At 37.1% G+C, this 26,405-nt stretch carries 26 protein-coding genes and 1 tRNA gene; 7 read left to right on the top strand and 20 right to left on the bottom strand.

Features of this window, described 5'->3' with window-relative positions; genetic code table 11:
• From OLM61_RS01235 to OLM61_RS01225, 3 genes are all read left to right on the top strand, one after another.
• On the top strand, positions 1-1,071 hold the full coding sequence (locus tag OLM61_RS01235; protein WP_264524722.1) for a chorismate-binding protein: 1,071 nt from the start codon (positions 1-3) through the stop codon (positions 1,069-1,071).
• Positions 1,072-1,195: 124 nt separating this feature from the next.
• Positions 1,196-1,912, top strand: coding sequence for a bacillithiol biosynthesis deacetylase BshB1 (gene bshB1, locus OLM61_RS01230; RefSeq protein WP_264524721.1), 717 nt, complete (start codon positions 1,196-1,198; stop codon positions 1,910-1,912).
• Between the two features lie 82 nt (positions 1,913-1,994).
• Positions 1,995-2,068, top strand: a tRNA-His gene (locus OLM61_RS01225).
• A gap of 493 nt (positions 2,069-2,561) precedes the next feature.
• Here OLM61_RS01225 and OLM61_RS01220 read toward each other — a convergent pair.
• From OLM61_RS01220 to OLM61_RS01180, 9 genes are all read right to left on the bottom strand, one after another.
• On the bottom strand, positions 2,562-3,407 hold the full coding sequence (locus tag OLM61_RS01220) for a neutral zinc metallopeptidase (protein ID WP_264524720.1): 846 nt from the start codon (positions 3,405-3,407) through the stop codon (positions 2,562-2,564).
• A 94-nt stretch (positions 3,408-3,501) separates the two neighbouring features.
• Positions 3,502-7,554 (bottom strand): PAS domain S-box protein, encoded by a 4,053-nt coding sequence (locus OLM61_RS01215; protein WP_264524719.1) that lies wholly within the window; start codon positions 7,552-7,554, stop codon positions 3,502-3,504.
• 90 nt (positions 7,555-7,644) lie between these two features.
• Entirely contained in the window at positions 7,645-8,433 is a 789-nt protein-coding gene (locus OLM61_RS01210) for a hypothetical protein (RefSeq protein ID WP_264524718.1), read from the bottom strand.
• A gap of 124 nt (positions 8,434-8,557) precedes the next feature.
• Complete coding sequence (locus OLM61_RS01205) at positions 8,558-9,886, bottom strand: aldehyde dehydrogenase (RefSeq protein ID WP_264524717.1); 1,329 nt, start codon at positions 9,884-9,886, stop codon at positions 8,558-8,560.
• Positions 9,887-9,964: 78 nt separating this feature from the next.
• Positions 9,965-10,654, bottom strand: coding sequence for an RluA family pseudouridine synthase (locus OLM61_RS01200; protein WP_264524716.1), 690 nt, complete (start codon positions 10,652-10,654; stop codon positions 9,965-9,967).
• 43 nt (positions 10,655-10,697) lie between these two features.
• Positions 10,698-11,048, bottom strand: a complete 351-nt coding sequence (locus OLM61_RS01195; RefSeq protein WP_264524715.1) for a four helix bundle protein — start codon at positions 11,046-11,048, stop codon at positions 10,698-10,700.
• Positions 11,049-11,240: 192 nt separating this feature from the next.
• A complete protein-coding gene (gene panB / locus OLM61_RS01190; RefSeq protein ID WP_264524714.1) occupies positions 11,241-12,059 on the bottom strand; it encodes a 3-methyl-2-oxobutanoate hydroxymethyltransferase in 819 nt (272 codons plus the stop codon).
• 50 nt (positions 12,060-12,109) lie between these two features.
• The gene (locus OLM61_RS01185; protein WP_264524713.1) at positions 12,110-13,309 is read right to left on the bottom strand and encodes an SH3 domain-containing protein; all 1,200 of its coding nucleotides are present in this window, start codon (positions 13,307-13,309) and stop codon (positions 12,110-12,112) included.
• A 125-nt stretch (positions 13,310-13,434) separates the two neighbouring features.
• Positions 13,435-14,862: an L-serine ammonia-lyase gene (locus OLM61_RS01180; protein ID WP_264524712.1), complete on the bottom strand. Its 1,428-nt coding sequence runs from the start codon at positions 14,860-14,862 to the stop codon at positions 13,435-13,437.
• Positions 14,863-15,178: 316 nt separating this feature from the next.
• Between OLM61_RS01180 and OLM61_RS01175 the strand changes: the two genes are divergently transcribed.
• The 4 genes from OLM61_RS01175 to OLM61_RS01160 all read left to right on the top strand — a co-directional run bounded on the left by OLM61_RS01175 (position 15,179) and on the right by OLM61_RS01160 (position 19,020).
• Positions 15,179-17,326, top strand: a complete 2,148-nt coding sequence (locus tag OLM61_RS01175) for a cation:proton antiporter (protein ID WP_264524711.1) — start codon at positions 15,179-15,181, stop codon at positions 17,324-17,326.
• A 31-nt stretch (positions 17,327-17,357) separates the two neighbouring features.
• Positions 17,358-18,101, top strand: a complete 744-nt coding sequence (locus tag OLM61_RS01170; RefSeq protein ID WP_264524710.1) for a DUF2625 domain-containing protein — start codon at positions 17,358-17,360, stop codon at positions 18,099-18,101.
• 84 nt (positions 18,102-18,185) lie between these two features.
• The gene (locus OLM61_RS01165; protein ID WP_264524709.1) at positions 18,186-18,611 is read left to right on the top strand and encodes an SMI1/KNR4 family protein; all 426 of its coding nucleotides are present in this window, start codon (positions 18,186-18,188) and stop codon (positions 18,609-18,611) included.
• A 46-nt stretch (positions 18,612-18,657) separates the two neighbouring features.
• Positions 18,658-19,020 carry a VOC family protein gene (locus tag OLM61_RS01160; RefSeq protein ID WP_264524708.1) on the top strand — a complete coding sequence of 121 codons (363 nt, stop codon included), beginning with the start codon at positions 18,658-18,660 and terminating at the stop codon, positions 19,018-19,020.
• Between the two features lie 27 nt (positions 19,021-19,047).
• Here the strand turns inward: OLM61_RS01160 and OLM61_RS01155 are convergent, their stop codons facing one another.
• From OLM61_RS01155 to OLM61_RS01105, 11 genes are all read right to left on the bottom strand, one after another.
• The gene (locus OLM61_RS01155; protein ID WP_264524707.1) at positions 19,048-19,416 is read right to left on the bottom strand and encodes an iron chaperone; all 369 of its coding nucleotides are present in this window, start codon (positions 19,414-19,416) and stop codon (positions 19,048-19,050) included.
• Between the two features lie 163 nt (positions 19,417-19,579).
• Entirely contained in the window at positions 19,580-20,047 is a 468-nt protein-coding gene (locus OLM61_RS01150) for an SRPBCC family protein (RefSeq protein WP_264524706.1), read from the bottom strand.
• 119 nt (positions 20,048-20,166) lie between these two features.
• On the bottom strand, positions 20,167-20,679 hold the full coding sequence (locus OLM61_RS01145) for a DUF1772 domain-containing protein (RefSeq protein WP_264524705.1): 513 nt from the start codon (positions 20,677-20,679) through the stop codon (positions 20,167-20,169).
• A gap of 138 nt (positions 20,680-20,817) precedes the next feature.
• Positions 20,818-21,399, bottom strand: a complete 582-nt coding sequence (locus tag OLM61_RS01140) for a TIGR00730 family Rossman fold protein (RefSeq protein ID WP_264524704.1) — start codon at positions 21,397-21,399, stop codon at positions 20,818-20,820.
• Entirely contained in the window at positions 21,399-21,926 is a 528-nt protein-coding gene (locus OLM61_RS01135) for a GNAT family N-acetyltransferase (RefSeq protein ID WP_264524703.1), read from the bottom strand. The genes OLM61_RS01140 and OLM61_RS01135 overlap by 1 nt, the downstream gene beginning before the upstream one ends.
• 31 nt (positions 21,927-21,957) lie before the next feature.
• Positions 21,958-22,563 (bottom strand): GNAT family N-acetyltransferase, encoded by a 606-nt coding sequence (locus OLM61_RS01130; protein WP_264524702.1) that lies wholly within the window; start codon positions 22,561-22,563, stop codon positions 21,958-21,960.
• Complete coding sequence (locus OLM61_RS01125; RefSeq protein ID WP_264524701.1) at positions 22,520-23,626, bottom strand: MBL fold metallo-hydrolase; 1,107 nt, start codon at positions 23,624-23,626, stop codon at positions 22,520-22,522. The genes OLM61_RS01130 and OLM61_RS01125 overlap by 44 nt, the downstream gene beginning before the upstream one ends.
• Complete coding sequence (locus tag OLM61_RS01120; RefSeq protein WP_264524700.1) at positions 23,623-24,051, bottom strand: DUF1801 domain-containing protein; 429 nt, start codon at positions 24,049-24,051, stop codon at positions 23,623-23,625. The genes OLM61_RS01125 and OLM61_RS01120 overlap by 4 nt, the downstream gene beginning before the upstream one ends.
• Before the next feature lie 2 nt (positions 24,052-24,053).
• Entirely contained in the window at positions 24,054-25,097 is a 1,044-nt protein-coding gene (locus tag OLM61_RS01115) for a serine hydrolase domain-containing protein (RefSeq protein ID WP_264524699.1), read from the bottom strand.
• Positions 25,098-25,151: 54 nt separating this feature from the next.
• Entirely contained in the window at positions 25,152-25,526 is a 375-nt protein-coding gene (locus OLM61_RS01110) for an ester cyclase (RefSeq protein WP_264524698.1), read from the bottom strand.
• A 101-nt stretch (positions 25,527-25,627) separates the two neighbouring features.
• Positions 25,628-26,308: an aspartate/glutamate racemase family protein gene (locus OLM61_RS01105; protein WP_264524697.1), complete on the bottom strand. Its 681-nt coding sequence runs from the start codon at positions 26,306-26,308 to the stop codon at positions 25,628-25,630.
• Positions 26,309-26,405: the final 97 nt, after the last annotated feature.

The raw sequence follows: 26,405 nt of genomic DNA, 5'->3' as shown, positions 1-26,405 counted from the left end.
ATGAATGATTTTTTTTCTAAAATTAAAGTACAGTACGAAAAGCGTTTGCCTTTTGTGATGTATTCTAAACCCAATTCCACTACTATTTTTGCGCTTTTGCAGCAAAATGACAGGCTGCATAAAATTGCTGATTATAAAGAAAAAGGTTTTGTTTTTGCTTCTTTTGATGAAAAACAACTGATACTGATTCCGGAAAATGAATCTGAAATTCTAACAACAGTACAGGAAGAAATTCTTTTTGAAAGTACAGAAATAGAAACTTCAGAGCTTGATAGTGAAGCCAGGTTGCAATATGAAACGTTGGTTTCAAAAGGAATTCAGGCGATTAAAAACGATGAATTCAAAAAAGTAGTGCTGTCCAGAAGCGAAAAAGTAGCTTTAGCCGAATTTGATTTTGTTGCTACTTTTCAGCATTTGATTCAGTTGTATCCCACGACTTTATCGTATGTGTTTTTTCATCCAAAGATTGGTTTCTGGATGGGAGCAACTCCTGAGCGATTGCTGAAAGCCAATGGCAATGTTTTTGAAACTGTGGCTTTGGCCGGAACACAGAAAGCAACGCTGGAAACCGATATCTTATGGCAGCAAAAAGAAAAGGACGAGCAGCAATATGTAACCGATTTTATTGTCAAGAGATTGCGGGAAGTAGCTTCTTCGGTTGAGGTAACGGAACCTTATAGCGTGAAAGCAGGATCTATCTGGCATATTAAAACAGATATTTCGGGAGTATTAAATGACAATTCGACTTTGGAAGAAGTGATCGATACACTGCATCCAACGCCGGCAGTTTGTGGTTTGCCAAAGAAAAAAGCAAAAGCATTTATTATAGAGAATGAAAATTACGACCGGACTTTTTATACCGGTTTTCTGGGAGAGTTAAACAGCAGCTTTGCCCATGAAGATATAAGTTCTGATTTCTATGTAAATTTACGAAGCATGCAAATTCAGGAGAATACTGCCATTTTATATATGGGTTGCGGTATTACCAAAGAAAGCGTTCCTGAAAAGGAATGGGAGGAAAGCGTAAACAAATCGATGACGATGAAAAGAGTATTAAGAGTTATGAGTTAGAAATTATGAGTTTTCAGTCGCAGTCGCAGTTTTCAGTTACTGAGACTGCGACTAAACTTGAAACTTGAAACAAAGAAAACTTGAAACTTGAAACTTAAAACAAAGAAAACAAAAAACAAAAACAATGAAACTAGACATATTAGCCTTTGGGGCACATCCGGATGATGTAGAATTAGGTTGTGCGGGAACCATTTTAAAAGAGATATCACTGGGTAAAAAAGTAGGTATCGTCGATTTAACGCGTGGGGAATTGGGAACCCGTGGTACAGCTGAAATTAGAGATGCAGAGGCAAAAGAGGCGGCAAAAATATTAGGGGTGCTGGTTCGTGAAAACTTAGGCATGCGTGATGGCTTTTTTACAAACGACGAAAAGCACCAGCTGGAAGTCATTAAAATGATTCGGAAGTACAAACCGGAGATTGTATTGTGTAATGCAATTGACGACCGTCATATTGATCATGGTAAAGGAAGTAAATTAGTGTCGGATGCCTGCTTTTTGTCTGGATTGTCAAAAATCGAAACCTCGATAGATGGAGAAGGGCAGGAAGCCTGGAGACCAAAGGTGGTGTACCATTATATTCAATGGAAAAACATCGTGCCTGACTTTGTAGTGGATATTACAGGTTTTGAAAAGAAAAAGGTAGAAGCTGTTTCGGCATACAAAACGCAGTTTTACGATCCGAATTCGAAAGAGCCTGCAACGCCAATTACGAGTAAAAACTTCTTTGAAAGTTTAGATTATCGTGCGAAGGATTTAGGAAGGCTGGTTGGTAAAGAATTTGCCGAAGGTTTTACTGTTGAAAGGTGTTTGGCAGTCAATAGTTTAGAAAATTTACTGTAAATTTTTCATTTTTTTCTTTGCAGAACTCAACATTAGTTATATATTTGCACTCGCTAAGCAGAAATGCACAAGCAGAAAAATGGTGGTTGTAGCTCAGTTGGTTAGAGTAGCGGTTTGTGGTGCCGCGGGTCGCCGGTTCGAACCCGGTCAGCCACCCAGAAATTTAAAGCCTTGAAGAAATTCAAGGCTTTTTTTGTGCGCTGAATTGAAAACGCCAGTTTTTATAAATTCCACTTTGTTCCATTGTGGGAATCTCCGAAATTTTATTCTTTTCTATGGTGGTCTATGGTTTCAACTGTAGGGCAATCCAGTATGGTATTATTCAATTAAAAATAGTGTTCCATGATTTTTATCATGAAATAGCAGGAAGCGTGCTACTATCTTTACCCCACTAAACAGATATTTAGTTTTTGGAAGGATATCGTCTAGTAAAAAAAAGCTGCACGGTCAAGGTTGTGCCGCTTTCTCCTGAGTCGAATACAAATTTATAATTTGAATATTTTGTAATAGACCCCAATAAAAACAAAAATGTAGAGAATCGTTTCGACTTGGGAGTTTTTACTTTAAAGAGTAGTTGTATTTAAAAACAACAAAAAAGCATGACGATTAAGTCATGCTAAATTGGTTGTTATAATTTGGTTTATGAATATTATATTTCATCAAAAGTATTCCCTTGTTTGATATCTCCTGTAGAAAAACCTTTTTTGAACCAATACATTCTTTGTTCAGAGGTACCGTGAGTAAAGGAATCCGGGACAACTTGTCCTTGCATTTTACTCTGAATGGCATCGTCTCCAACCGCATTGGCAGCACTTAAAGCTTCTTCAATATCACCTGCGTCTAAGTTTTTCTGATTGTAATGTGCCCATACTCCGGCATAAAAGTCGGCCTGTAATTCCAGGGCTACCGAAAGCTTGTTGGCTTCTGCCTGACTCTTTCCTTCCTGTGCCTGATGCATTTTTGCTGAGGTTCCTAGTAATGTTTGTATGTGGTGCCCAATTTCGTGCGCAATAACGTACGCAATAGCAAAATCACCACCCTTGGCACCAAATTTAGTTTTTAGTTCCTCAAAGAAGCCTAAATCCATATAAACCTTTTGGTCACCCGGGCAATAAAATGGCCCTGATGCCGACGATGCGCCTCCGCATGCCGTGTTAACAGCTCCTCTGAAAAGTACTAATTTTGGGTTCTTGTAAGTCATGCCGTTTTCTGCAAATATTTTACCCCAAATGTCTTCGTTATCGGCAAGATTAACTTTCACAAATTGCCCTAGTTCTTCATCTTCTTTGCTCAATGGAGCAGCCGCTTCGGTGGATTGCTGTCCGCCTTGCATTTGTTCCAGTATAGGGGTGATCATCTGGGCATTTTCGCCGCCAAAAACATTTAACAGTAAAATAATAATACCAATAATTCCACCGCCAACGGCAACTTTACCGCCAGAAATGGATCGTCTGTCTTCAACATTATCACTTTGTCTTCTACCTTGCCATTTCATAGTAATTTGAATTTTAGTTGATTAGGATTTGTGTTGTACGAATTTATATTTTTTTTAGGAATAACGCGCAGTAATAGTCCGATTTAGTTCTAAATTATTTTAGCCATTTTACTAAAGCTTCCTCTACACTGCCTTTCATTATGGGCTTTGAAATATAATCATCCATCCCCGCTGAGAGGCATTTATTACGTTCCTCTTTTTCAGCACCTGCAGTTACCGCAATGATCGGGATATCTTTTCCGATAATGGTGTTTCTAATGGCTCTTGTGGTTTCGTAACCGTTCATGATTGGCATCTGAATGTCCATAAAAACCAAATCAGGATTGATGCTTTCAAACTGACTCACCGCTTCATAACCATTTTCGCATTCGTGTATGTATGCACCGCTGTACAAGTTTTTGATGATGGTTTTTAAAAGTAACATATTCACCTTGTTGTCTTCTACAATCAAAAAGGTAATGTTTTTATGATTAGAACTCAGGCTTTCAGAACTCAGGTCAAGGTTGATGCTTTGAAGTTCTGCCTTATATTTGTCGTTAATGCTCTGATTGCTGGTTTTTAAATTCAGATCAAAATAAAAATTACTTCCCTCATCGATTTTACTTTCCAGTTGTAAACGGCTTTCCATCAAAGCAAGCAATTGATTTGAAATGGTCAGTCCTAAACCGGTACCTCCAAATTTTCTCGTTGTAGAGCTGTCTTCCTGTGAAAAAGCTTTGAAAATTTTCTTCTGGTTTTTTTCGAGAATTCCAATTCCCGTATCAACGACTGAAAAGCGGATCGTACAATTGTTGTTTTTGCTTTTTTCCAAAACAGAAACATTCAGCTTGATAGAGCCTTCGTTGGTGAATTTAACAGCATTCGAAAGCAAATTGATTAAGATTTGCTTGATTCTCACAATATCGGTCCAGATGTATTTCGGAACGTCGGGAGCGACATTTAGTTCTAACCTCAGATTTTTTTGGTTGGATTCGTATACGATTAAATCAAAAACCTGTCCGAGGACTTTTTTAATGTCGTATAAATCGATAAAAAGTTCGAGTTTACCCGCTTCGATTTTAGAGAAATCCAGTATATCATTTATAATATCTAATAACGAATGCGCCGATTGATTGATCGTGGTCATGTATTTTTCCTGAATTTCTTCAAGACCCGTATTCATCAGTAAATGGGTAAAACCAATAATTCCATTCAAAGGAGTTCTGATTTCATGAGACATATTGGCCAGAAAATCGGACTTGGATTTATTCGCGGCTTCTGCCAGTTGCTTGGCTTTTATGGCGTCTTCAGTCTCTTTTTTGTTGGTAATGTCAAAGTAAATTCCACCCACAAATTCGATTTCATCGCCTTTTTTAATAACGTCTCCAAATTCCTCCACCCAAATGTATTCGCCCGTTTTACGTCGGATGCGATAGATATTGTGCAGCGGCATTCCCTTTTGTAAATTGTCGATCTGATTGTTGATCACCTCGTCTTTGTCGTCAGGATGAATAAGGGATAAAAACGATAAGTTGTTTTCTATAAATTCAGATTTTGAGTAACCGGTAAGGTTCAAAATCTCATCATTCAGGAATATTTTGGTAGAGAATGCATCAAATTTTGACAAGTAAACGGTGCCGGGAATGTTGTTGGCGATTAACTTGAACTTTTCTTCGCTTTCCAGAATTTTGGTTTCGTTTCGGTTTCTTTCCAGTGCCGATGAGATGTTATTGGCCAGAACCTGAAAGATATAAATTTCTTCTTCAGACCATTTTCTTTCCTTGGTACAATCGTCAAAACCTATAAAACCGGTAAAAATATCGTTGATGTACAACGGTAAAATCAGGATTGATTTAATTTCGTTTGCGATCAGTAACTGCCTGAAAAAAGTATCGTCGAGTTTACGGGTAAGCGTGTTGACGATTTTTTTGTTTTGAGCAGCCTCGTAAATTTCGCTTAAGTGATCTTTGGTAAGCCGCTGCAATTTTGTAATCTGATGTTCAATGCCTTGTCTCGACCATTTGTATTTCTGACTTACGGTATTGGTTGTGAAATCTTTTTCGTAGTAGTACATATGATCTACTTTGGCTGCTTTACCAATTAAATTATAGGTCTCCTGAAACATTTCCTGAGTCGATTTACTCATCAAAAATTTCTCGGTACATAACGAAAGCGCAGACAACAGCTGACTCTTAAATTCTAGTTTTCTTTCGGCCTCCAAACGCATCTGTGACGAAATGGCCAATGAGATTACATCCGAAATGGTACGGGCGTAATTGATGTCTTCGTTGTCCCAGTCTCTTTTTTCGTCAGTACTTTCAAAACAAACCACACCCGCCAGTTGCCCGTTTAGAAAAATAGGGACGTCCAGCATCGATTTGATCTGGTTCTTGGTGAAGTAAAGTTTTTGAAATTCAGAAGTTTCCAGTTTGTTGAAAACATCCGGTGCATTTATGATGGTTTTACTTTTTAGGGTTTCAAAGTAAATAGGATAAGATTCTTTATCCAGAATGTTTTTGTCATTACAATGCTGACTGTTGCTGCTAAAAAGGTTTTTGCAGGTGATTAGGTCTTTATGGTACTTCCAGAAACTTACGCGATTGGTTTTGGTTACGGTTGCGGCCTCTTTGATGATATAATCGATAACCGTGTTTAAATTATCGTATTTGCTAAAATCCGTAGTCGATAATTTGTTGGTCGAATTGTTATAAGATTCAATTTTTTTGAGACGTTTCCTTTTATCGTTTTCTATATTTCTGATCTCGGTAATATCACGGGCGATTCCGGCAAAACCAATGGTTTGTCCAAGGTCATTTTTTCGAACAATGATCTTTTGTGAAATCCATAGTTTTTTTCCGTTTTTCTTTAAAATTGGAATTTCAATAGTCGGAAAATTGTTTTCATTTACTTCCAGATTCTCATAAAAATCGACGGCATTTCGCTGGTAATTTTCATGGATGAAATTAGAGTAATGCTGCGAAATGATTTCATTTTCGCTATACCCTAAGATCGAAAATCCAAAATCATTGATAAAGGTAAAATAACCATCAGCATCGATTTCGAAAATAATATCGGTGGCAGTCTGAATCAGGTTTTTGTACTGATCGCGTACGGTAATCTGCTCGGTAACATCCTGACCAATGCTAATGATTAAACCCTGCGAAAATTTTTTGTCTTTCCACTGAATGTATTTGTACTCCCCGTTTTTGCTTTTTAATTTACGGATGTAGAGTTTATCTTCTTCGTGATTGATGTTGTTGAGGTTTTCGGGACAGTCCGCTTCGGTAGTTAAATCCCAAAATTTGGGTCCCATAACTTCGTCCGGTAAATAGCCCAGGATTGAAGTGATCGTTTCACTGCAAAACAGCACTTCATTTTTTTCGTTCGTAGCAATTGTCAACGAATTTCCTTTGTGTACTATTTCATTGGTGAATCTGAAATTATCACTGTTATTGAGTAAAACAGCATATTTAACCTGATTAAGAATGAAGATCAGGATGCAATAATTAAGTAATAAAATGGATGATTTTATTGGAACTAATTGATAGATAATAGTGGCAATAAGAAAGGCAAAAACCAATCCGATATAAAGCCAGTATAATTTTATGGGCTTTAAGATGCTATAGGAAAAGTAGAAGGAAATTAGAAAAACAATTACAGGAATAATATCATCTTCGTGGTAAATGATATTGTGTCCAATGTAAAAAACGTAAATAAAGAAGAATGAAATGAATATGGATTGGACCTGCTCCCGTAAAAACTGAATTTTGTCGATTATTACGTAAACTAAAAGGACGGAGAAACCAATACATAAATTGACAACGAGTAAGCTTTTGGGTCTTATTTTGAAGATTTCATTGATAATTTCGATTACAATTACCGCAAGACCAAAGAATAATATGTAAAGTTGATATTCTTTGTTTAACGTTTCGGCTTCCGGTTTTTTTTCGATGAAGTAACCAATTCTGGCTTTGATCCGGAAAAATTGATACACCAGAAGCGCCAGAAAAGCAAACAGAGACAATCCTAACATGATGAGCTTAGGGTTGTTGTAAAAGATAATATCGGAATTGAGTACATACCACTTCGTAATAATTGATTTCAGGGCACTGCCAAAATGGGCAATTCCTGATATCAACGAATTGAAGAGACTATAGTTTGCTACCATAGAATTCGGGGGTATGTTTGGTTTAGTAAATAGTTTTTGAAAATTTCAACAGAGTAGGTTAGGCTCTTTTTTGATGGAATTTTCTATTTTTTAAAGATCAGACTGACCGATAGAGTCAATAGGATCTTGTTGATCAATCTTAAAAATGGCTCGATAAATAGCATATGTCATAGAATAACTGAACGGAATGGTGAAGAGTACTCCAACACAAAACGCACAGAATCCAACCAATATAGCCCCAATAATCGTAATGATTAGTCCGATTAGTACCATAGGTTGTTTTGCGATTACAATACAACTGGATTTGACAGCCTCAACTGCTTTTAAATTTCCAAATACGATAAGTGGAATGGTTAAAAACGTGAAAAAGGAAATAAACAATGAAAACACCAGACCTAATGCATTTAATTTAAAAATCTCTAAAGCGGTTGTGATGATTACACTAAACAATGAAATAAGGAAGGTGGCCGCAAAAATTTGTGAAAAATGACTGGTTTTGTAATAGTAAAAGATGGTGGAGACGTTGAACTCCTCATCTTTTTCTGCACAATCGGCCATTTTTAAAAATCCGGCAGTAAATGGACTCATAATTGCCGATGCAAATGCGGTTCCCAAAATATAATAAAGCAATTGAATTTGCGACAGGTTTTGTGGCTGAATATTAAGAAAATTCGCATTTGTTATTTTGTCGATACCAAAAGCGGTAAGCAGTATTATGTAGGCGATAATTCCAAAAAGAACCGAAAAAACCAGTAGCATTAATCCGGCGTAAACGGCTATTTTTTTATAATTTTCAAAAGCATGATTGAAAACAGTTGAAAAATCTAAGGTATAACCATGATTTTTAATGTCTTTGACCTGATCAGATGTGGATTTCATTTTAACTGGGGTAGAATTATTTTATGTCGCCGAAAATTTAGTTGATTATTTGAGGCGTAAATATAATATTTTTAATCAATTCCATATAAAAATCTACTAAACATTACGAAATTGTTTTTAATCATCATAGCCAGTTCAGTAACCGTTTCAGGGACGTTAGTTTGTCCTTGTAAGGAGCATAACGCATGGGCAGGTCAAGCCAGTTTGCTTTTTTTACGACAGCCTTGTGGTGCGAAAAAATATCAAAACTCAGCTGGCCGTGATAAGCACCGATACCGCTGTGACCAACTCCTCCAAAAGGCAGTCTTTTATTCGAGAAATGAACTACTGTGTCGTTGATACAGCCTCCTCCAAAAGAATGGGAGGTAATTAGTTTTTTGGCAAAATATTTATTCTCACTGAAAACATAAAACGCAAGAGGTTTTTCGTAATGACTGACTACATTATGAATATCAGCTTCGGTTTCGTACGTTAAGATCGGAAGTATAGGGCCAAATATCTCTTCTTTCATGACCGGACTGTCCAAAGCAGGTTCTTCGATTAAGGTAGGAGAGATGTAGTTGTTTTCGGCATCTGTTTCCCCTCCAAAAACAACCTTTTCACGTTCGATCATGCTGTCCAGGCGTACCCAGTTTTTGGTATTGATGATTCTTGCGAAATCAGGAGATTTCTCTATTTTTTTACCGTAAGCCTTTAGAATTTCTTCTATTAAAAAAGAAATAAAATTGACTTTCATGTTTTTTTGAACCAATATATAGTCCGGTGCAATGCAGGTTTGTCCGGCATTGATAAATTTTCCCCAGACGATTCGTTTGGCAGCCAGTTTTAAATTGGCAGTTTCATCGACAATACAAGGGTTTTTTCCGCCTAGTTCTAAAGTTACAGGAGTTAAATTTTCGGCAGCGGCTTTGGCGACAATTTTGCCCACCGCAACACTTCCGGTAAAGAAAATATAATCCCAGCGCTGCGCCAGTAATTTGTTGGATACTTCAATACCGCCTTCAAATACTTCAACATGACTGACGTGGAAGGTCTTTTCGATAATTTTGGCGATTACGGCCGAAGTATGAGGAGTCAGTTCTGAAGGTTTCAAAACAACCCTGTTTCCGGCTGCTACGGCTGAAATTAAAGGGCATAAAGCCAATTGAAACGGATAGTTCCAGGGAGCAATCACCAGCACATTTCCGTAAGGTTCTTTAAAAATATAATCGGTAGAAGGAAAATTAAGCAGGGAAGGTAAAATGCGTTTTCGTCCTGCCCACTTATGGATGTTTCTGATGGTATCTTTCAACTCCGAAATCACATAGTTGGTTTCGGTTAAAACCGCTTCAAATTCGGGTTTTTTAAAATCATCGTACAAAGCTTTTACAATTAAATCCTCGCTTTTTTGAATGTTATACAACAATTTCTTTAACGTTTCTTTTCTGTATGCGATGTCGTTTTTATAGTCCATAATGTATAATCCGATTGATTTTTTGTCAATGCAAGTTAATCGATAAAAGTTAGAATTTTAACAATTAAATCATAAAAATCATATGGCGTTCCAGATTGACTCGTCGGGAGTAGGAGCGATAATGGTGATGTTTTCTTTAGAAACAGGATGTACAAAAACTAATTTACGGGCGTGAAGATGAATTCCGCCGTCAGGATTACTTCGATCAGCACCATATTTTAAATCGCCTTTTATAGGTGAGCCAATTGCAGCCAACTGAGCACGTATCTGATGATGACGTCCCGTATGTAAATTGATTTCGAGCGCCACATAATTCTGAAGTTCTTTAAAAACCGTATAGTCCAAACTGGCCAGTTTACTGTCGGGAACCTCTTTTAAATGGGCCTTGGAAGTATTGTTTTTTTCGTTTCTTTTAAGATAGTGAACTAGTTTGGCTTTGGTTTCCTGAGGTTTGTTTTTCACCACTGCCCAATACGTCTTTTGAGTTTCGCGATTGCTGAACATTTCGTTCATGCGCGACAATGCTTTACTGGTTCTGGCAAAAACAACAATTCCCGTTGTTGGCCTGTCCAAACGATGAATCACCCCCAGAAAAACATCTCCGGGTTTATTGTATTTGTCTTTGATGTACTCTTTTACAATATCTGATAAAGGTTTATCCCCTGTTTTATCTCCTTGTACAATATCACCCACACGCTTGTTGACCACAATAATATGATTGTCTTCGTGCAGGATTTGGAGGTTGTTTTTGTTGGAAACGATTTTCATTCTAGACTTGCTTAGACTTCTTAGATGTTGGACTTCTTAGACTTTATAATAAAGTTGCCCTAAATCTGGATGTCATTTTAATTATTTCTTCTAACAGATTTGTTAGTTCGGTTAAGTTTTCTTCGTTTATAAAGCCTAAATCTGATGATATAAGAAGTTGTGTTTCTACTTCATAGGCTGAGCCAATCGCAATCTCTAAAAATCGGGCAAAATCTTTATTCGAATTTCTTGAAGAGCCTTCTGCTATATTTGAAGCAATAGAAACGGAAGCCCTTCTCAATTGATTTGTTATTCCGAATTTTTCTTCACTCGGAAAATTAGCTGTTGCACTATAAATTTTAGAACAAAATAACCTGCTTTTCTTCCAAATTAGAAGCTCTTTAAACTGATGCATTTTTTTAGATTTTTAGACTTGCTTAGACATCCTTAGACTTTCTTAGACTCCTTAGACTTGCTTAGATTTATTTAGATTTTTAGAAGAATTTAGACTTTTTAGATTTTGTACATTTAATTCTAAAATAACAAATCTAAAAAGTCTAACATCTAAGCAAGTCTAAGTAAGTCTAATATCTAAGTAAGTCTAAACTTAATATTGTTCCCTCTCGTTAGGAAAATCTGCAGATTTTACATCGGCAGCATATTGACCGATGGCTTTGGTCATTTCTTCGTATAAGTTTAAATAACGACGTAAGAAACGAGGGCTGAATTCATTGTTCATTCCTAACATATCATGAATTACGAGCACTTGTCCGTCTACTCCGCCTCCGGCTCCGATTCCGATCACGGGAATAGAGATGCTTTTGGCAACCTGCTCTGCTAAATGTGCCGGAATTTTTTCTAAAACAATACCGAAACAACCAATTTTTTCCAGGAGTTTAGCATCTTCAATTAGCTTTTCAGCTTCCTGATCTTCTTTTGCACGAACGCTGTAAGTTCCGAATTTATAGATCGATTGTGGTGTTAAACCCAAATGTCCCATTACCGGAATTCCCGCGTTTAATATTTTTTTGATAGATTCTTTAATTTCTTTTCCTCCTTCTAGTTTCACAGCATGTCCACCGCTTTCTTTCATGATTCTGATCGCAGAACGCAAAGCTTCTTTCGGGTCCGACTGGTAACTTCCAAAAGGTAAATCTACCACTACTAAGGCTCTCTCTACAGCGCGAACTACAGAGGAAGCGTGATAAATCATCTGGTCTAAAGTAATAGGCAATGTCGTTTCGTGACCCGCCATAACGTTGGATGCTGAATCGCCTACCAGAATTACATCAATACCTGCGGTATCAACAATTTTAGCCATAGTATAATCGTAAGCCGTAAGCATTGAGATTTTTTCTCCATTGCTTTTCATTTCGATCAATGACTTTGTTGTGATTCTTTTATAATCTTTTTTTGCTACTGACATTTTTGAGTTTTTTTGAATGTGTAAAAGTATTGAATAATTATAGATTGAAATCAGCAATAGAAGATTATTTCAATGGTAAATAACTTTCCATCTTTGAATTTTATTCTAAACTCGCTGTCTTCCACCTGGATAGAATACAAATGCGGACTTTTTATGGAAGCTCCGATATAGGCCCCGTATTTTTCAATAAATGCATTTTCAGACAGGTTGTGGTCCAGAGAATGCGTTGGACTAAAAACAAGTTTGTTGTTTTCGTTGATGAAAACTCTGGTGATTTCGGCCTTATTTTGGTGTTCGTCTACAGAGGCTTCAAAATCCGGGTAATAATAAAAAAGCTCACTGAGGTAAATGCCACATTCATCGCTTACCGTTCCTTTTTTGGGAGGATTTCCAAATGCTTTCACTAAATCTTTTTGGGAGAAGAAGAGCGATTTGGTTTTTACTCCTTTCAAAACAAATTCGGCTTTTTTGCTGAAAGCGGTAATTTCTTCCGACGTTTTGTGTTTGGCTAATCCTTTGGCAATCGCTATATTCAGTTCGGTATCCGCAAGAAGTTTGGGATCGTTGAGCTGTTTTACAACTTCATAATATCTTTGGTAGGCGGGAGCCAGTGTGGTATTGTCACTGTTCCAGGCTAATTCGACAATTCTTTCACCTATCGTTTTTCGTTCCGCAACAGCATTGACATTGAGTTGGTCAAAATCTTTGAGTAAAGAGTTAAAATCGGGTCTTTTTCCGAGAAATTTCCCAAGCGTATACTGCGCATATTCGTCGTCGATTCGGCCTTGTATGTTTACCCATTCGTCCGGGTTTTTAGGAAGATAGTTAACTGCTACAGGATCACCGGTGAATAAGATCTCCCTGATCTTTGCGTTTTTATCAGGAAGTGCTCTTGCTTTCAGACCGGCCACCAGAACAAAAAGGTGATTACCGCCATAGTAATTGTCGTTGCCTTCAAGAATGGGGTTTTCACGGTCTTTTGTTTGAACATCTTTTGCGTTCAATCGGGTCGCAACAAAATTTTCAGGCACATAACCTTCAGAGAAATTGTCGGATCTTACTTTATACCATCCATTTTTACTTTCCGATAACAACTGTACCTCTGCGCCGTATTTAAAGTAGCCTAAAAAATCACCGGTTGCATTGGTTGAAGTATACAAACGAGTATCTGAATTTAGGAAATAACGCTGCTGCGAATGCATCATAACAGCGCAAAGCAGTAGTGCTGTACGTATGAAGTGCTTTTTCATGAAGTTCAGTTTGTTTTTTTGCCACAGATTAAAAAGAGTAAAAGAATTTTTAATTACAGATTAAAGAAATATCTAATCTGTGTTGATCCTTTTAATCTGTGGCTGTAATATATGAAGCAAATAGTTTAGCAATCCGCCATGTTTACGGCAATTGCCAATCCGCCTTCAGAGGTTTCTTTGTATTTAGAATTCATGTCTTTAGCTGTTTGCCACATGGTGTTGATCACTTTATCTAAAGGCACTTTTGCGTTTTTAGAATCGGTTTCAAGGGCCAGTTCGGCAGCATTAATGGCTTTTATGGCTCCCATTGTATTTCTTTCGATACATGGAATCTGAACCAAACCACCAATAGGGTCACAGGTTAATCCTAAGTGATGTTCCATTGCAATTTCGGCAGCCATTAAAACCTGAGCAGGAGATCCGCCCATTAATTCGCAAAGTGCTGCTGCGGCCATCGATGACGAAACGCCAATCTCTGCCTGACAGCCTCCCATTGCTGCTGATATGGTTGATCCTTTTTTGAAAATACTTCCAATTTCTCCGGCAACCATTAGGAATTGTTTGATTTCTTTTTCGCCTGCATCATGGTTTTCAATTACCAGATAATACATTAAAACGGCCGGAATTACACCAGCACTTCCATTGGTAGGTGCAGTAACTACACGGCCCAAAGAAGCATTCACTTCATTTACAGCTAGTGCAAAACAGCTTACCCATTTTAAGATCTGACGGAATTTCACTTCGGTTTTTCTAATTTCTTCCAGCCAGCTTTGCGGATCGGAATAGTTAGACAGTCCGATTAAATTCTGATGCATGTCAAAAGCACGTCTGCGAACATTTAGACCGCCTGGCAGAATTCCTTCAGAATGGCAGCCAATGTACATACACTCTAACATGGTATGCCAGATGCGCATTAATTCGGAGTGAATTTCGGGCTCAGGACGCATTGATTTTTCGTTTTCGTAAACAATCTCAGAAATCGATTTGTTTTCGGTAACCGTATAATTTAAAAGCTCAACAGCATTTTGAATCGGGAAAGGGAAGGCGCATTTGATGACCTCCTTGATTTTGGCATTTGTACGTTCCTCTTTAACAACAAATCCTCCTCCAATCGAATAAAAAGTAGATTCATATTCAGAATCGTCGGCTTTATAAGCCGTGAACTTTAATCCGTTGGCATGAAAAGGAAGGAAGTCTTTATTGAATACAATGTCCTGAAGAAAGTAGAACGGAACTTTATATTCATTAGCCAGAATAATTTCGTTTTGCTCTTCAATGTTTTTTATAATTCCGGCAATATTTTCCACCGGAATGTATTCGGGGTCTTGCCCGCTTAATCCCAGCATCACCGATAAATCGGTAGCATGACCTTTTCCGGTTAAGGAAAGTGATCCGTATAAATCGACTTTTACACGTTTAATCTGGTCTAAAATTGATTCGTCTTTCAGCTCTTCCAAAAAACGTTCTGCGGCTCTCCATGGCCCTAAAGTATGTGAACTTGAGGGACCAACGCCAATTTTAAGCATATCAAAAACTGAGATACATTCTTCCATTGTGCAATTTTTATTAAGACAAAGATAATTGAATAATGCAATGTCGCTTAATTTTCTATAGTTAATGTTGCCGTTTTGTTAAAATAAATATTAAATATTAATAATTTGGCAACGAAACAAAATTAATTGCTTAATATGGTATTTTCATAGAAAGTTCGCGTTTTTTTTAGGTATTTTTGTAATGAAACAATCACTAAAGAAGCCGTTTTTATAGCTTTTCGAAGAATCGGCAAATAATAACTTCTGAGATTTTAGTTTGGTTTTAGCGTTTTATTTGCGAAAAACTAAAAAAGTTTAAAGAAGATAAAATTACATTATGATAGAATTTTTCAGGCATTTTTTACAAGAATTCGAATTACCACTCAGCAATCCAGTATTGATTTTTTCTTTGATACTTTTCATCATTCTCTTGTCACCTATTTTACTCAAAAAAATAAACATTCCCGGAATTATCGGGCTTATCATTTCAGGAGTAATTATTGGACCTCACGGATTGAATATTCTGGCAAAAAACTCGGCCGTTGATTTATTTTCTACAATCGGACTTTTATATATCATGTTTATTGCTGGTCTGGAATTGGACATGAACGAGTTTAAAGCCAATAGAAATAAGAGTTTATTGTTTGGCTTTTTCACCTTTATTTTTCCATTAACGATCGGGTTTCCGGTTTGTTTTTACCTGCTGAATTACGATTTTAACGCAAGTTTTTTAACCGCAAGTATGTTTGCGACCCACACTTTGGTAGCCTATCCGATTGTGAGCAAACTGGGAATCGCAAAGAATCAGGCAGTAGCTATTACGGTTGGCGGAACTATTTTGACCGATACGGCCGTTTTAATTATTCTGGCAGTGATTATGGGAAGCAGTCAGGGAAATTTAAATCAGGCTTTCTGGATCAAACTAACGGTTTCATTAGCCATTTTCTCGGCCATCATGTTTTTGGTTATTCCGAGAATAGCAAAATGGTTCTTTAAAAAATTAGAAAGTGAAAAACACGCCCATTATATTTTTGTGCTTTCAGTGGTGTTTTTTGCAGCGTTTTTGGCAGAAGTAGCTGGGGTAGAGCCAATCATAGGAGCATTCGTTGCCGGTTTAGCTCTAAACCCTTTAATTCCGCATTCGTCAGCTTTAATGAACAGAATTGAATTTATAGGAAATGCCTTGTTCATTCCGTTTTTCCTGATCTCAGTGGGGATGCTGGTAGACATCAGCGTGATCCTGAGCGGACCAACGGCTCTGATTGTAGCCGGAACACTGAGTGTTGTTGCTATTTTTGGAAAATGGATTGCTGCTTTTTTTACACAAATCGTTTTTAGATATACCAAAACCGAAAGACAGCTTATTTTTGGATTGAGTAGTGCGCATGCCGCAGCAACTCTGGCCGTTATTCTGGTTGGATTTAAAGCAAAAATATTAGACGAAAACATACTAAACGGGACCATTATTTTAATCCTGATTACGTGTATTGTGGCCTCTTTTGCCACAGAAAAAGCGGCTAAAAAGATTGCTATTTGCGAAGAAGAAGTTTCAAATGAAGATGCCAACGGCGATCAGATTTTAGACGAGCATATTTTAATTCCTTTAGCCAAAACGTCAGCTACAGCCAGTTTGTTAGATTTTGCACTTTTGATAAAAGATAAAAAATCGTCTAATCCGGTGACGCTGTTAACGATTGTTCCGAATAATGATCAGGCGGAAATTAATATCTTAAACTACCGAAAAGCAGTTGATAAATTTGTGATTCAGGGCTCGGCTTCCGAAGTAAAAATCAACACCATTGCCCGAATTGACCACAATCCGGCAAGTGGAATTGCAAGAACTTCCAAAGAAATCATGTCGGATATCGTGATAGTAGGCTGGCCAAGAAAAACCGGTTTTCTTGATAAAATTTTCGGAGAAAATGTAGATTCGATTATCAACAATGTAGATAAGTGTTTGTTTATCTGCAGGTTTCAAAAGACCTTTATTGAAGAAAAAAGACTGGTTTTCATCTGTCCGCCTTTTTCCGAAAGAGGGGTTGGATTTCACCTGCTTTTGCAGAAGATTTCCAGATTGTCGCAGGAACTAAGCATTCCGATTGTCATTTATTCCGAATACAAAACGCATGAGGCCATTTTGCAGATTGCAACCAAATTGAAGTTAAATGCCAAATTAGGTTTTAAAAGTATTTTGAACTGGGAAGATTTTGAATCGATCTCGGATGAAATTAAACCGACCGATCTGATCGTTTTCAATTTGTCCAGAAAAGGATCTGTGTCGTACCAATCGATTTTTGATAAATTGCCGCAGAAATTTGAAAAATCATTCAGCGATAACAATCTGATTTTGGTTTATGCACAAGACGATCGTAAGGAGACTGCCATGGATGCGTATGAAGATTTCACCGCAACACCATTAACCAAAGGTCTTGAAGCCATTGAGCAAATTGGCCGTGGTTTGGGGAATATTCTGAAGAAAGGATAAGAGATAAAGTAAGTATATAGCTATTGAAGTAATGACACAAAAACTGTTAATGACTACGGTGATTTTGATCACTTTTTTTGCAGGTGCACAAAACAAAATGAAAACTACAGAAGAACTTATAGATAAAAAAGAACCCGGCTGGGCGATAGTAGAAGCAGGGATTAAAAAGGCAAAAAATAAAGTAGAGATTTTGCCTGTCGATGCACTAAAAGCAAAGGATGCCTTGTATAAAACGCAGGTAACGACACGCTCGCCAATGGGAGCAATTGTTTTTATGACTGGTGGACTTTTGATCGATGACGGCTGGATTCGGATTCTGGGATCAGGAAGTTCAAAATTCAACCGTAGTCTTCCCGATTGGAATCAGGGTAAATCCTTTAAAGAATTTGGAGAAAACCCCGGTTTTTTGTTAATCGCCGATGATGCAATTGGAGGTTTTTATTTGTTGAATGGTGGTGGACTGGGAAGTGATTTAGGTAAAATTTATTACTTTTCTCCGGATAGTCTTGAATACGAACAGCTGGATGTTACGTACTCGGAGTTTTTAGAATTCTGTTTTAACAACGACCTCGATAAGTTTTATTCGGGGAGCAGATGGGAAGGATGGAGAGAAGAAGTTTCGAAAATAAAAGGAGACGACGTTTTTAATTTTTACCCTTTTCTTTGGACGAAGGCAGGAAGCGATATCAATAAAACTTCGCGAAAAGTCATTTCAATTCAGGAACAATACAATTTAAATCTGGATTTGCGCAAACAGCTTGGTTTTGATAAATAGAACCCCGGTTTAAAACTGGGGAGTTAAAATAAATTCTTCTTGATTGATTAGAACAATATAGTTTTATAAAAGAAAATTTGGCTTATGGAGGACTTAGAAAAAATAATTGCAAAATATAGTTTTCCGAAGAGAGATACAGCTAGTCATGTTAAAATTGATGATGTTGAGTTTTATGCCAATTTAAAACTTCCGGAAGATTATGTCTTTTATCTTAAAAACTATTTTGGGATTGATCAATTTATTGGTGTGGAATTTATAAACCTTTGGAGTTTAGAAGAAATTATCGAAACCAACAAAGGTTACCATATAGTTGAAAAAATGACCGGAACGATTGGAATTGGCTCCAACGGAAGCGGAGAATTTATTGGGATTGAAATAGATCAATTTGATCAGGTAAAAATAATTCTTTCGCCTTTTATGGATTTGAATAGCAAATACAATACTGAAATAGGGAAATCATTTACAGACTTTCTCGTTCGTCTGGACCATAAAATTGAATGGTTTTCTTAAACTTATTTCGTCAAAAATTATAATTTCATTTATAAAATTTAGCAAAATGAATCACAAAGCAACATCCATTCGTCCTTTTATCGGAGCCAAAGATTTTGAAATTTCCAGAAGTTTTTATCGGGATTTAGGTTTTGAGGAAGGCGTTTTAGACCCTAAGTTTTCTGTTTTTAAAATTGGTGATTTAGCCTTTTATCTTCAGGATTATTACGATAAAAGCTGGAATGAAAACACCATGATTTTTTTGGAAGTGGAAGATGTTGATTACTATTATAATCAGCTGTTAGCACTTAATTTAACTGAAAAATACGGTGTAAAATTAACCCCGACCGTCCATTTAGACTGGGGAAGCGAATGTTTCCTGCACGACCCTTCGGGTGTTTTGTGGCATTTTGGGAAGTTTAATAAGTAAAAGGTAATTGGACAGGTTTGCGCCGCGTTATTTCTTTTTTACTTTTTCGAGATTTTCTTTCACCCTGAATTTTACAATTTTGGCAATCAAATCATAAGGCATAGGCTCATTCAACGGAAATTGTACCGAACCTTTTCCGGATTTGTATTTGGATAATTCTTCGTTAAAAGCAGCATGTCCGCTGGGCAAAGCATAAAGTCCGATATGATTTTTGAACGCAGCAAAATACACTACGATTCCGTTTTGTTCAAAAGCCGGCATGGCATAACTTATTTTTTCTTTGGCATCGGGAGCTGCTTCCTGAATGGTCATTCGAATCTTTTCCAGAACCTCCTGCACCTCATTCGGAAAACCGCCAATATAAGCATCGATGTTTTCGGGTTTCTTGGTTTCCATAGGCTCTGAGTTATGAGTTATGAGTTTTGGAATTTGGAATTTGAGTTTTGGTTTCAAGTTTCAAGTTTCAAGTTTCAGGTTTCAAGTTTTGGAATTTGGAATTTGGAATTTGGGTTTTGAGTTTTTGGAATTTCATTTTTGGAATTTTACTAAAAGAAGACTTTTATTCCAATCCTTTAGGAAATCGGTCCAAAACTAAATTCAGTTGGATATTATGTTCTAAGTACGCTTTTGCACCGGCCAAAACTAATGTAAAACCTTCAGTTGAATTTCGAACCTGATCGATGATTTTATCGGAATCTCCTTTTAAACCTGAATTTGTAATGCTGACAAAGGTTTCATTATCGTTTAACGGACTGAATATCCATTCTACGATAGTGGTTTCGTTACCGTTTCCCCATTCGATTTCGATTTTTTTATTCTCCTCTAAAACATGAGTGGTTACGGTTAGTGAAAAATCATACATTTCCCAGGTCCATTCAGTTGTGGTGTCTTGCACTAGTTTTCCGGAGCCTTTTGTAAACCAAAATTTACTGGTAATTTCCGGATCGATAAAAGCCTGAAAAACTTCTGAAACAGGTTTTCTTATTAGCATTTCGGCTTTTGAGAAGTGGTTGTTTTCTGTTTTCATTTTTTGTGTTAGATGTAAAATGTTAGATGTGGAATGAGTTTGTGAAAGCTGAAATTTAGAATTTTCAACTTCATTTTTTCTTGACTTCTAATTTATAAAATTTATGGTTTGCTTTATCGTTAACGAACGGTATTGTTTTTTAGCAAGCAGCTAATGATCAAAAGTGAAAAAGAAATTAAGGAAGCAATGATTCGGATAAGGTGAAGATTGTTCCATTTTGCTTCAAATTTACTTCTTAAAAGGGCTGCCTGCTCGATTGAAATATGAAGCAGATCTGCTTTGTCAAGAATTTTATTAAGAGGGACGTTTCCGATAATGGTCACAAGAATAACACCGGCGAAATAGATAAGGGCAGCAGTCAGCGTCAGTTTTAAAAGAATAGTATCTGATTTATAACCATAAGCAGCTGCAAAAGAAAACAATAACGGGCCAAAAAGAACCAGAAAAAATAAAGGATTTTGGATCGCACGATTCATGTTCTGAAAAGCCCTGAGATAACCGATGTCATCAAGTTTTCCAATTCCCGGCGTCACAGCGTTGCCCCAGGTAAAAAATATACCGGCTAAAAGGCCTGTAAATAAGGTGGCCAGCAGTAGTGTAACGGTTTTAGTATCTGTAATAAAAGTATCCATGATGTTGTGTTTTAGTTCATAGGGTAAAATTAAAAAGATTGATTATCTGATACTTGTTCGAAAAGCACTATAATTTGTCTGAAAAGATTTTTTTTGAAATATTCTTCAGGCTTTTTGGAGAAAGAAAAAGCAAAAACGCTAGGATTGTGTTTTATCAATCCATTTCCCGGTGGTTGGCGGGATGTAATTTTTCATTTGAGTTAGTAAATCCTCGATGTTATCACTTACCAGCAGCATTTGTTGATTGACAGCTTTTAGCAAACCTTTCTCTACCATAACTTTCGTTAATTCAATCAGCGAATCATAAAAACCATTGATGTTCAGGATGGCGATTGGTTTTTTGTGCAACCCCAATTGTCCCCAGGTAAGCATTTCAAAAAGTTCCTCAAGGGTTCCAAAGCCGCCCGGTAAAGCAATAACGCCGTCGCATAAATCGTTCATTTTGGTCTTTCTTTCGTGCATGCTTTCTACTACAATCAAGTCGGTCAGACCTAAATGTGCAATTTCTTTCGATCTTAAAAAATTAGGCAGGACACCAATCGCTCTTCCGCCTTCGTTTAAAACACCATCGGCCACAGCACCCATTAACCCCAGATTTGCTCCGCCATAAACCAGTTCTATCTCTTGTTTGGCTAAAGTTTTTCCGAGCAGGGTTGCCTGTTCTTTGTAAATTTCATCGGTTCCAAAACTCGAACCGCAGAAAACAGTTATTCTTTTCATTATTTTTTTATTTCGTAAACAAAATTATGTCGGGAAGGTTCATTATAATAGGCAACTTCTAATTCTTCCACTTTTACAGCGCCCAATTTTTCTATGGCTTTTTGCGAACGGTAGTTTTCTGCTCCAATGTGAAATTGAACTTTATCAACCGCTTTAAAAGCATAATTCAGCATCATTTTCTTCACCTGTGCGTTAAATCCGGTGCCCCAGAATTTTCTTCCGTAAAAGGTATAGCCGATAAAAACAGTTTTATTTTCGGGGTCATATTCATAAAATCGGGTACTTCCGGCTATTTCGCCTGTCGTTTTATCCAGTATTAAAAAAGCTCCTTTGCTTTCCATGGCACCTTCAAAGAAATTTTGAAAGACTTCTTTTTCATAGCGGTTTTTATTCGGATGCTGTTCCCAAATCAAAGGATCTGAAGCCACTTGATAGAGTTTTTCAAAATCACTTTCCTGCAGCGGAATTAATTGGGTTAAGTCATCTTCTAAAATTTCAGGCTGTAGGTTTAATAGAGCGGTATTCATTTTGAGTTGTTTTTTTAGTTACACAATAGTTTTAGGAAAGAAGGGGCAGGCGAAAGCCAAATACAGCCAGTTCTCCCTGCATAAAATCTAAATCTTCGGATCTTTTGAAACCCAATTTCTCATACATTTCCCAGGCTGTTTTCATGGCTAAAGTAGAGTGAATGATCACTTGCCCGCGTTTGTTAAGGGCTGCTTTCTCAATGCATTCCTGCGTTAAAAGTTTACCAATGCCTTTTCCTCTTGCAGTTGTGGCGACTCCCAGCAATCGAAATCCGGCTGAGTTTTGTTCCTGAGTAGCAATGCCACCAGAGCCATAGTATTGCATGTCGTTAAAGTAAATTACTGCACCAAAGAGGGTGTTGTTTTCATCAACCGCAACTAAAAGTTCTGTTTGGGGGTAATGGGTAAAATCACCAATATTGGCCAGCATTTTATAATAATTAGGCTGTTCATTTTCTTTAGGGAACCCCTCCAATTGCGAATAAACGCTGATAAGTAATTTTCCAATTTCTTCAAATTCTGAAGAAAAAGCATTTCGGATGGTATAAGTGGATGGAGTCATTCTTTTTAGGGTATTAATGCTAAGTATGGGTTTAGTGGATCCCTTTCCACCATTGCTGGAAGGGCTGTTTTCCATTTTTTAAATCGACTAATTCTCCAATCATTGGAGTAATTAATGGAATTGGATTCGCAGATAAATCGTTTAATTCGGTCACTTTTTTTAAAGGCTCATCCCAAGAATGAAGGGCGAGTGAGAATTTAGCCGAATGTACCGGAAATACTCTTTTTGCCTTCAGATCCTGCATGGCTTTGATTACATCTTCGGGTAAATTATGAATGTACTTCCAGGCCGGATTGTATTGACCGTTGTCGATAAGGGCAAGGTCGAAAGGACCAAATTGAGTCCCAATTTCTTTAAAGTGTGTATCATAACCACTGTCACCGCCCAAATACATTTTAAAATCTCTGGCTTCTAAAACAAACGAACTCCAAAGCGTGTTACAGCGCTTAAAACTTCTGCCCGAAAAATGCCTTGAAGGAGTGGTATAAAGCGTTAAATTCTGATCGAGTTCGACTTTTTCAAACCAGTCTTTTTCGATGATGTTTTCCTTTGGAAATCCCCAAAACTCAAAGTGTGACCCCACGCCAAGGGAGCAAATTACTTTTTTTGTCTTAGGTTTTAATTGCAGGATGGTATCATAATCCAGATGATCGTAATGATCGTGTGTGATCAGTAAATAATCAATTTCAGGAAGATCATCGACCGTGTAAATATCGGTTCCTTTAAATGCTTTTGTGGTGCCGGGAATCGGGGAGGCGTTTCCGCTAAAAACAGGGTCGATTAAAAAACGTTTTCCTTCAAGCTGAATAAAATAGGAAGAATGCCCAAACCAAACCAGCGCATCTTTTTCAGGAGCGAGTGTCAATAAATTGGTTTTGACTGACGGTATGAAGTCGGACGGAATTTTTCGGTCTACTTTCTTGAAGAAAAAATCATAAAGTACTTTCGAGTATCCGTAACCTTCTGCAAGTTCCGGTGTAAAATTCTGATTTTCAAATTTACCGTTTTTATACTGAGGCGATTTCTGAATCAGTGCCAATCGTTCTCCTGAGGGGGCTTTTCCAAATTTTGGATGCTGTAGAAAAAAGTAAAGCGTAATGGCTAAAACGAGAAGTACAATAAGTATGGGTGTGATCATTTTTGCTGTGGTGGATAAAGTTTTAGTGTCAGTTCAAGCGATATTTTAATCATTTCTTTAACAATTTCGAGATCAACATCGCTTAGTTTTTTGATATAAATACAAGCTTTTGCAGCCGTGTGTTTTCCTAATTTTGAAAGAAGTTCTTCTCGTTTTTTATCCGATAGATAAACATAGAGCGAGATTGCGGCTTTTCTTGGGGAGAATCCTGCAAGAGGAGCATCGCCTTCGTGACCGCTGGCATATTTGTAATGATAACTGCCAAAGCCAATAATGCTTGGTCCCCACATTTTGGCTTCAAAACCACTTATGTTCTGCATGATTTTAATGAGTTCAAAAGCATCATTTCTTTTAACTTCGTCATCAATCGCATTTACAAAATCAACGACACTGCTTTCGGTTGCTGTAGTTTTATTTTTTGCCATTTTTATGGATTTAATAAATTACTGTTTAAGACTGCATTTTTGATTTTGAATTCAGATGCATAAAACAAATTAGGCTCTGTATTCATTTGATTTTCTAGAATAATGACAGTTGTTTCAGATTCGGGGAAGTACAAATTTACGGAAGAAAAACCATCCCCTAAACCAGTGTGCCCTAAATATTTTACGGTTTCTTTTTGGATAATGCGTATCCCGGAACCATATCCTTCTTTTTCTTTCCCGAAGAAATTATGCTGTGAAGTAATCTTTGAAGTAATCATTAACTGATACGTTTTCGGTCGGAGAATTTTCCCTTTATGAAGATTTTCGTTCCAAAGGTCCAGATCGTTTACCGTGGAGACAATCCCATCAGCACCTAAGCTTTCAGGGGTGATTTTAGAATTTTTTGCCAATTCAAAAACGCCGTTTTTATTTATATATCCCGACACTATATTTTGATTTTTAGCAGCATCGTAGACAAAAGTATTTTTCATCTTTAGTTTTTTGAAAAGCAAATTCGCATTTTCGGAATAACTTTTTTTAGTGGTGTTTGCCACAATTTTACCAAGCAGACTAAAACTGAGATCTCCATACTTAAAATCAGTTCCGGGAGGAAAAGCCAGAGGTTTTTGCAAACTTGTAATGCCGTGACTGTGGTTTAACAGCTGCTGAACGGTTACGGAGTCGGCCCAGGATTGGGTTAAGTCCGGCAGGTATTTTTTGATTGGATCATTCAGGTTTATTTTTCCTTTTTCAACTTCGAGTAAAATCAAAACGGCCGTAATTTGTTTGCCGTTCGACATAATTTCAAAGTGACTGTTGATGGTTAAAGGCCTTTTGGTTTCAAAATTTTCAAAACCCTGTGCTTTCGAATAGATTGTTTTTCCCTTTTTTGAAATCAGAACGACTCCATTAAAAACGGGAGAAGCATTTTTAAGAATACTGTCAATTTGAGATGAGAGCTTGTCTTTTTTCTGCGCGACCAAATTGCAGTTTGAAAATAGAAATAGAAAACAGAGTAGTGTTGAAATTTTTCGAATCGTATTCATTAATGTTTTTTAGTGGTTTGGTGTTGTGTTTTCTGTCTCTGTAATCAATTGCAATTAAAACATGCCGTTTTCATTCACTATTTCGGTTGGAATGGACTGCCCTAAGTCCCAAAGCTCTACAATTTTGTCCGATTCAAACCGAAGAATGTGTATCACTACAAAACCGATATCAGTGGGAGTCTGTTTTAAATGCGAATGCACAGCAACCAGATTTTGATCTTCGAGTATATGGTGAATGGTAAAGGTTTTATTAGGGTTTTTTCGGGTCGATTCTTCCATTGCGAGCATCAAAGTATCGGCATCTCCTTTAAAATAGGCATTGTGATGTTTGAAATTTTCGCCAACATGAAGACGAAAAGCTTCGTGCGAATGCCCGTTTGCGGCAAGTTTTAAAAAGTCGCGGGCGATTTCTTTCTTAGTCTTACTCATGGTTTTGGAATTTAATAGCTAACTAAGTTATGAAAATAAGTTCCTGTAATAAAAAGAATTATGAAATTATTAATGGAAGTCCTGCGGGCATGTCTTTGATCTTAAGACAATATAAAGTCGACAATGGCTTCAGAATGTATTTTTGTGGTATCAAAAATAGGAACAGAAAAGTCAGACTGATTCAGGAGCAATGGAATTTCGGTACAGCCCAGAATGATGCCTTCCGCGCCTCGCGAAATGAGTTCGTTTGCAATATTGATATAATTCTGTTTGGAGTCGGGGTTGATAATACCTCTTCCGAGTTCTTCTTTGAGAACATGCTGAATGTAATTTCGGGTTTCCTGTTGCTCGGGAATAAGCACGTTTAACCCAAAACTTTTCAGACGATCTTTATAAAAATCCATTTCCATCGAAAATGAGGTTCCTAAAAGTCCAATTGTTGTGATTTTTTCTTTTGATATAACTCTGGCAGTCTCGGTCCCGATGTGAATCAGCGGTAATGCAATTTCTTTTTCAATTTCATTGGCAAACATATGTGCTGTGTTTGCGCACAATACGATAGCGTCAACACCGCTTTTCTTCAAATTTAAGCAGGCATTCAACAGAAGCTCATAAGAATGAGCCCAGGTTTTTTCCTGAACATCACCAAAATTCAAAGAATATATAAGACATTCGGCAAATTGTAGTCCGCCAAGTTTTTTATTAACACCTTCGTTAATTAATTTGTAATAATCTATGGTAGAAACCCAGCTGATTCCGCCTACAAGGCCTATTTTTTTCATTGTTTTGAGGGGCATTTATAAAGCAGAACTTTATGATTTTGGAAGAAAAAACAAGCCTTCCTAATTAGTAAAATTGTCGGTTAAGCTGTTGTGCTTA

It is taken from the genome of Flavobacterium sp. N502536 (assembly GCF_025947345.1).
Classification (GTDB): Bacteria; Bacteroidota; Bacteroidia; order Flavobacteriales; family Flavobacteriaceae; genus Flavobacterium.
Note: the sequence above shows the minus strand (reverse complement) of the source record. Positions and strands in the feature narration are given on the sequence as shown.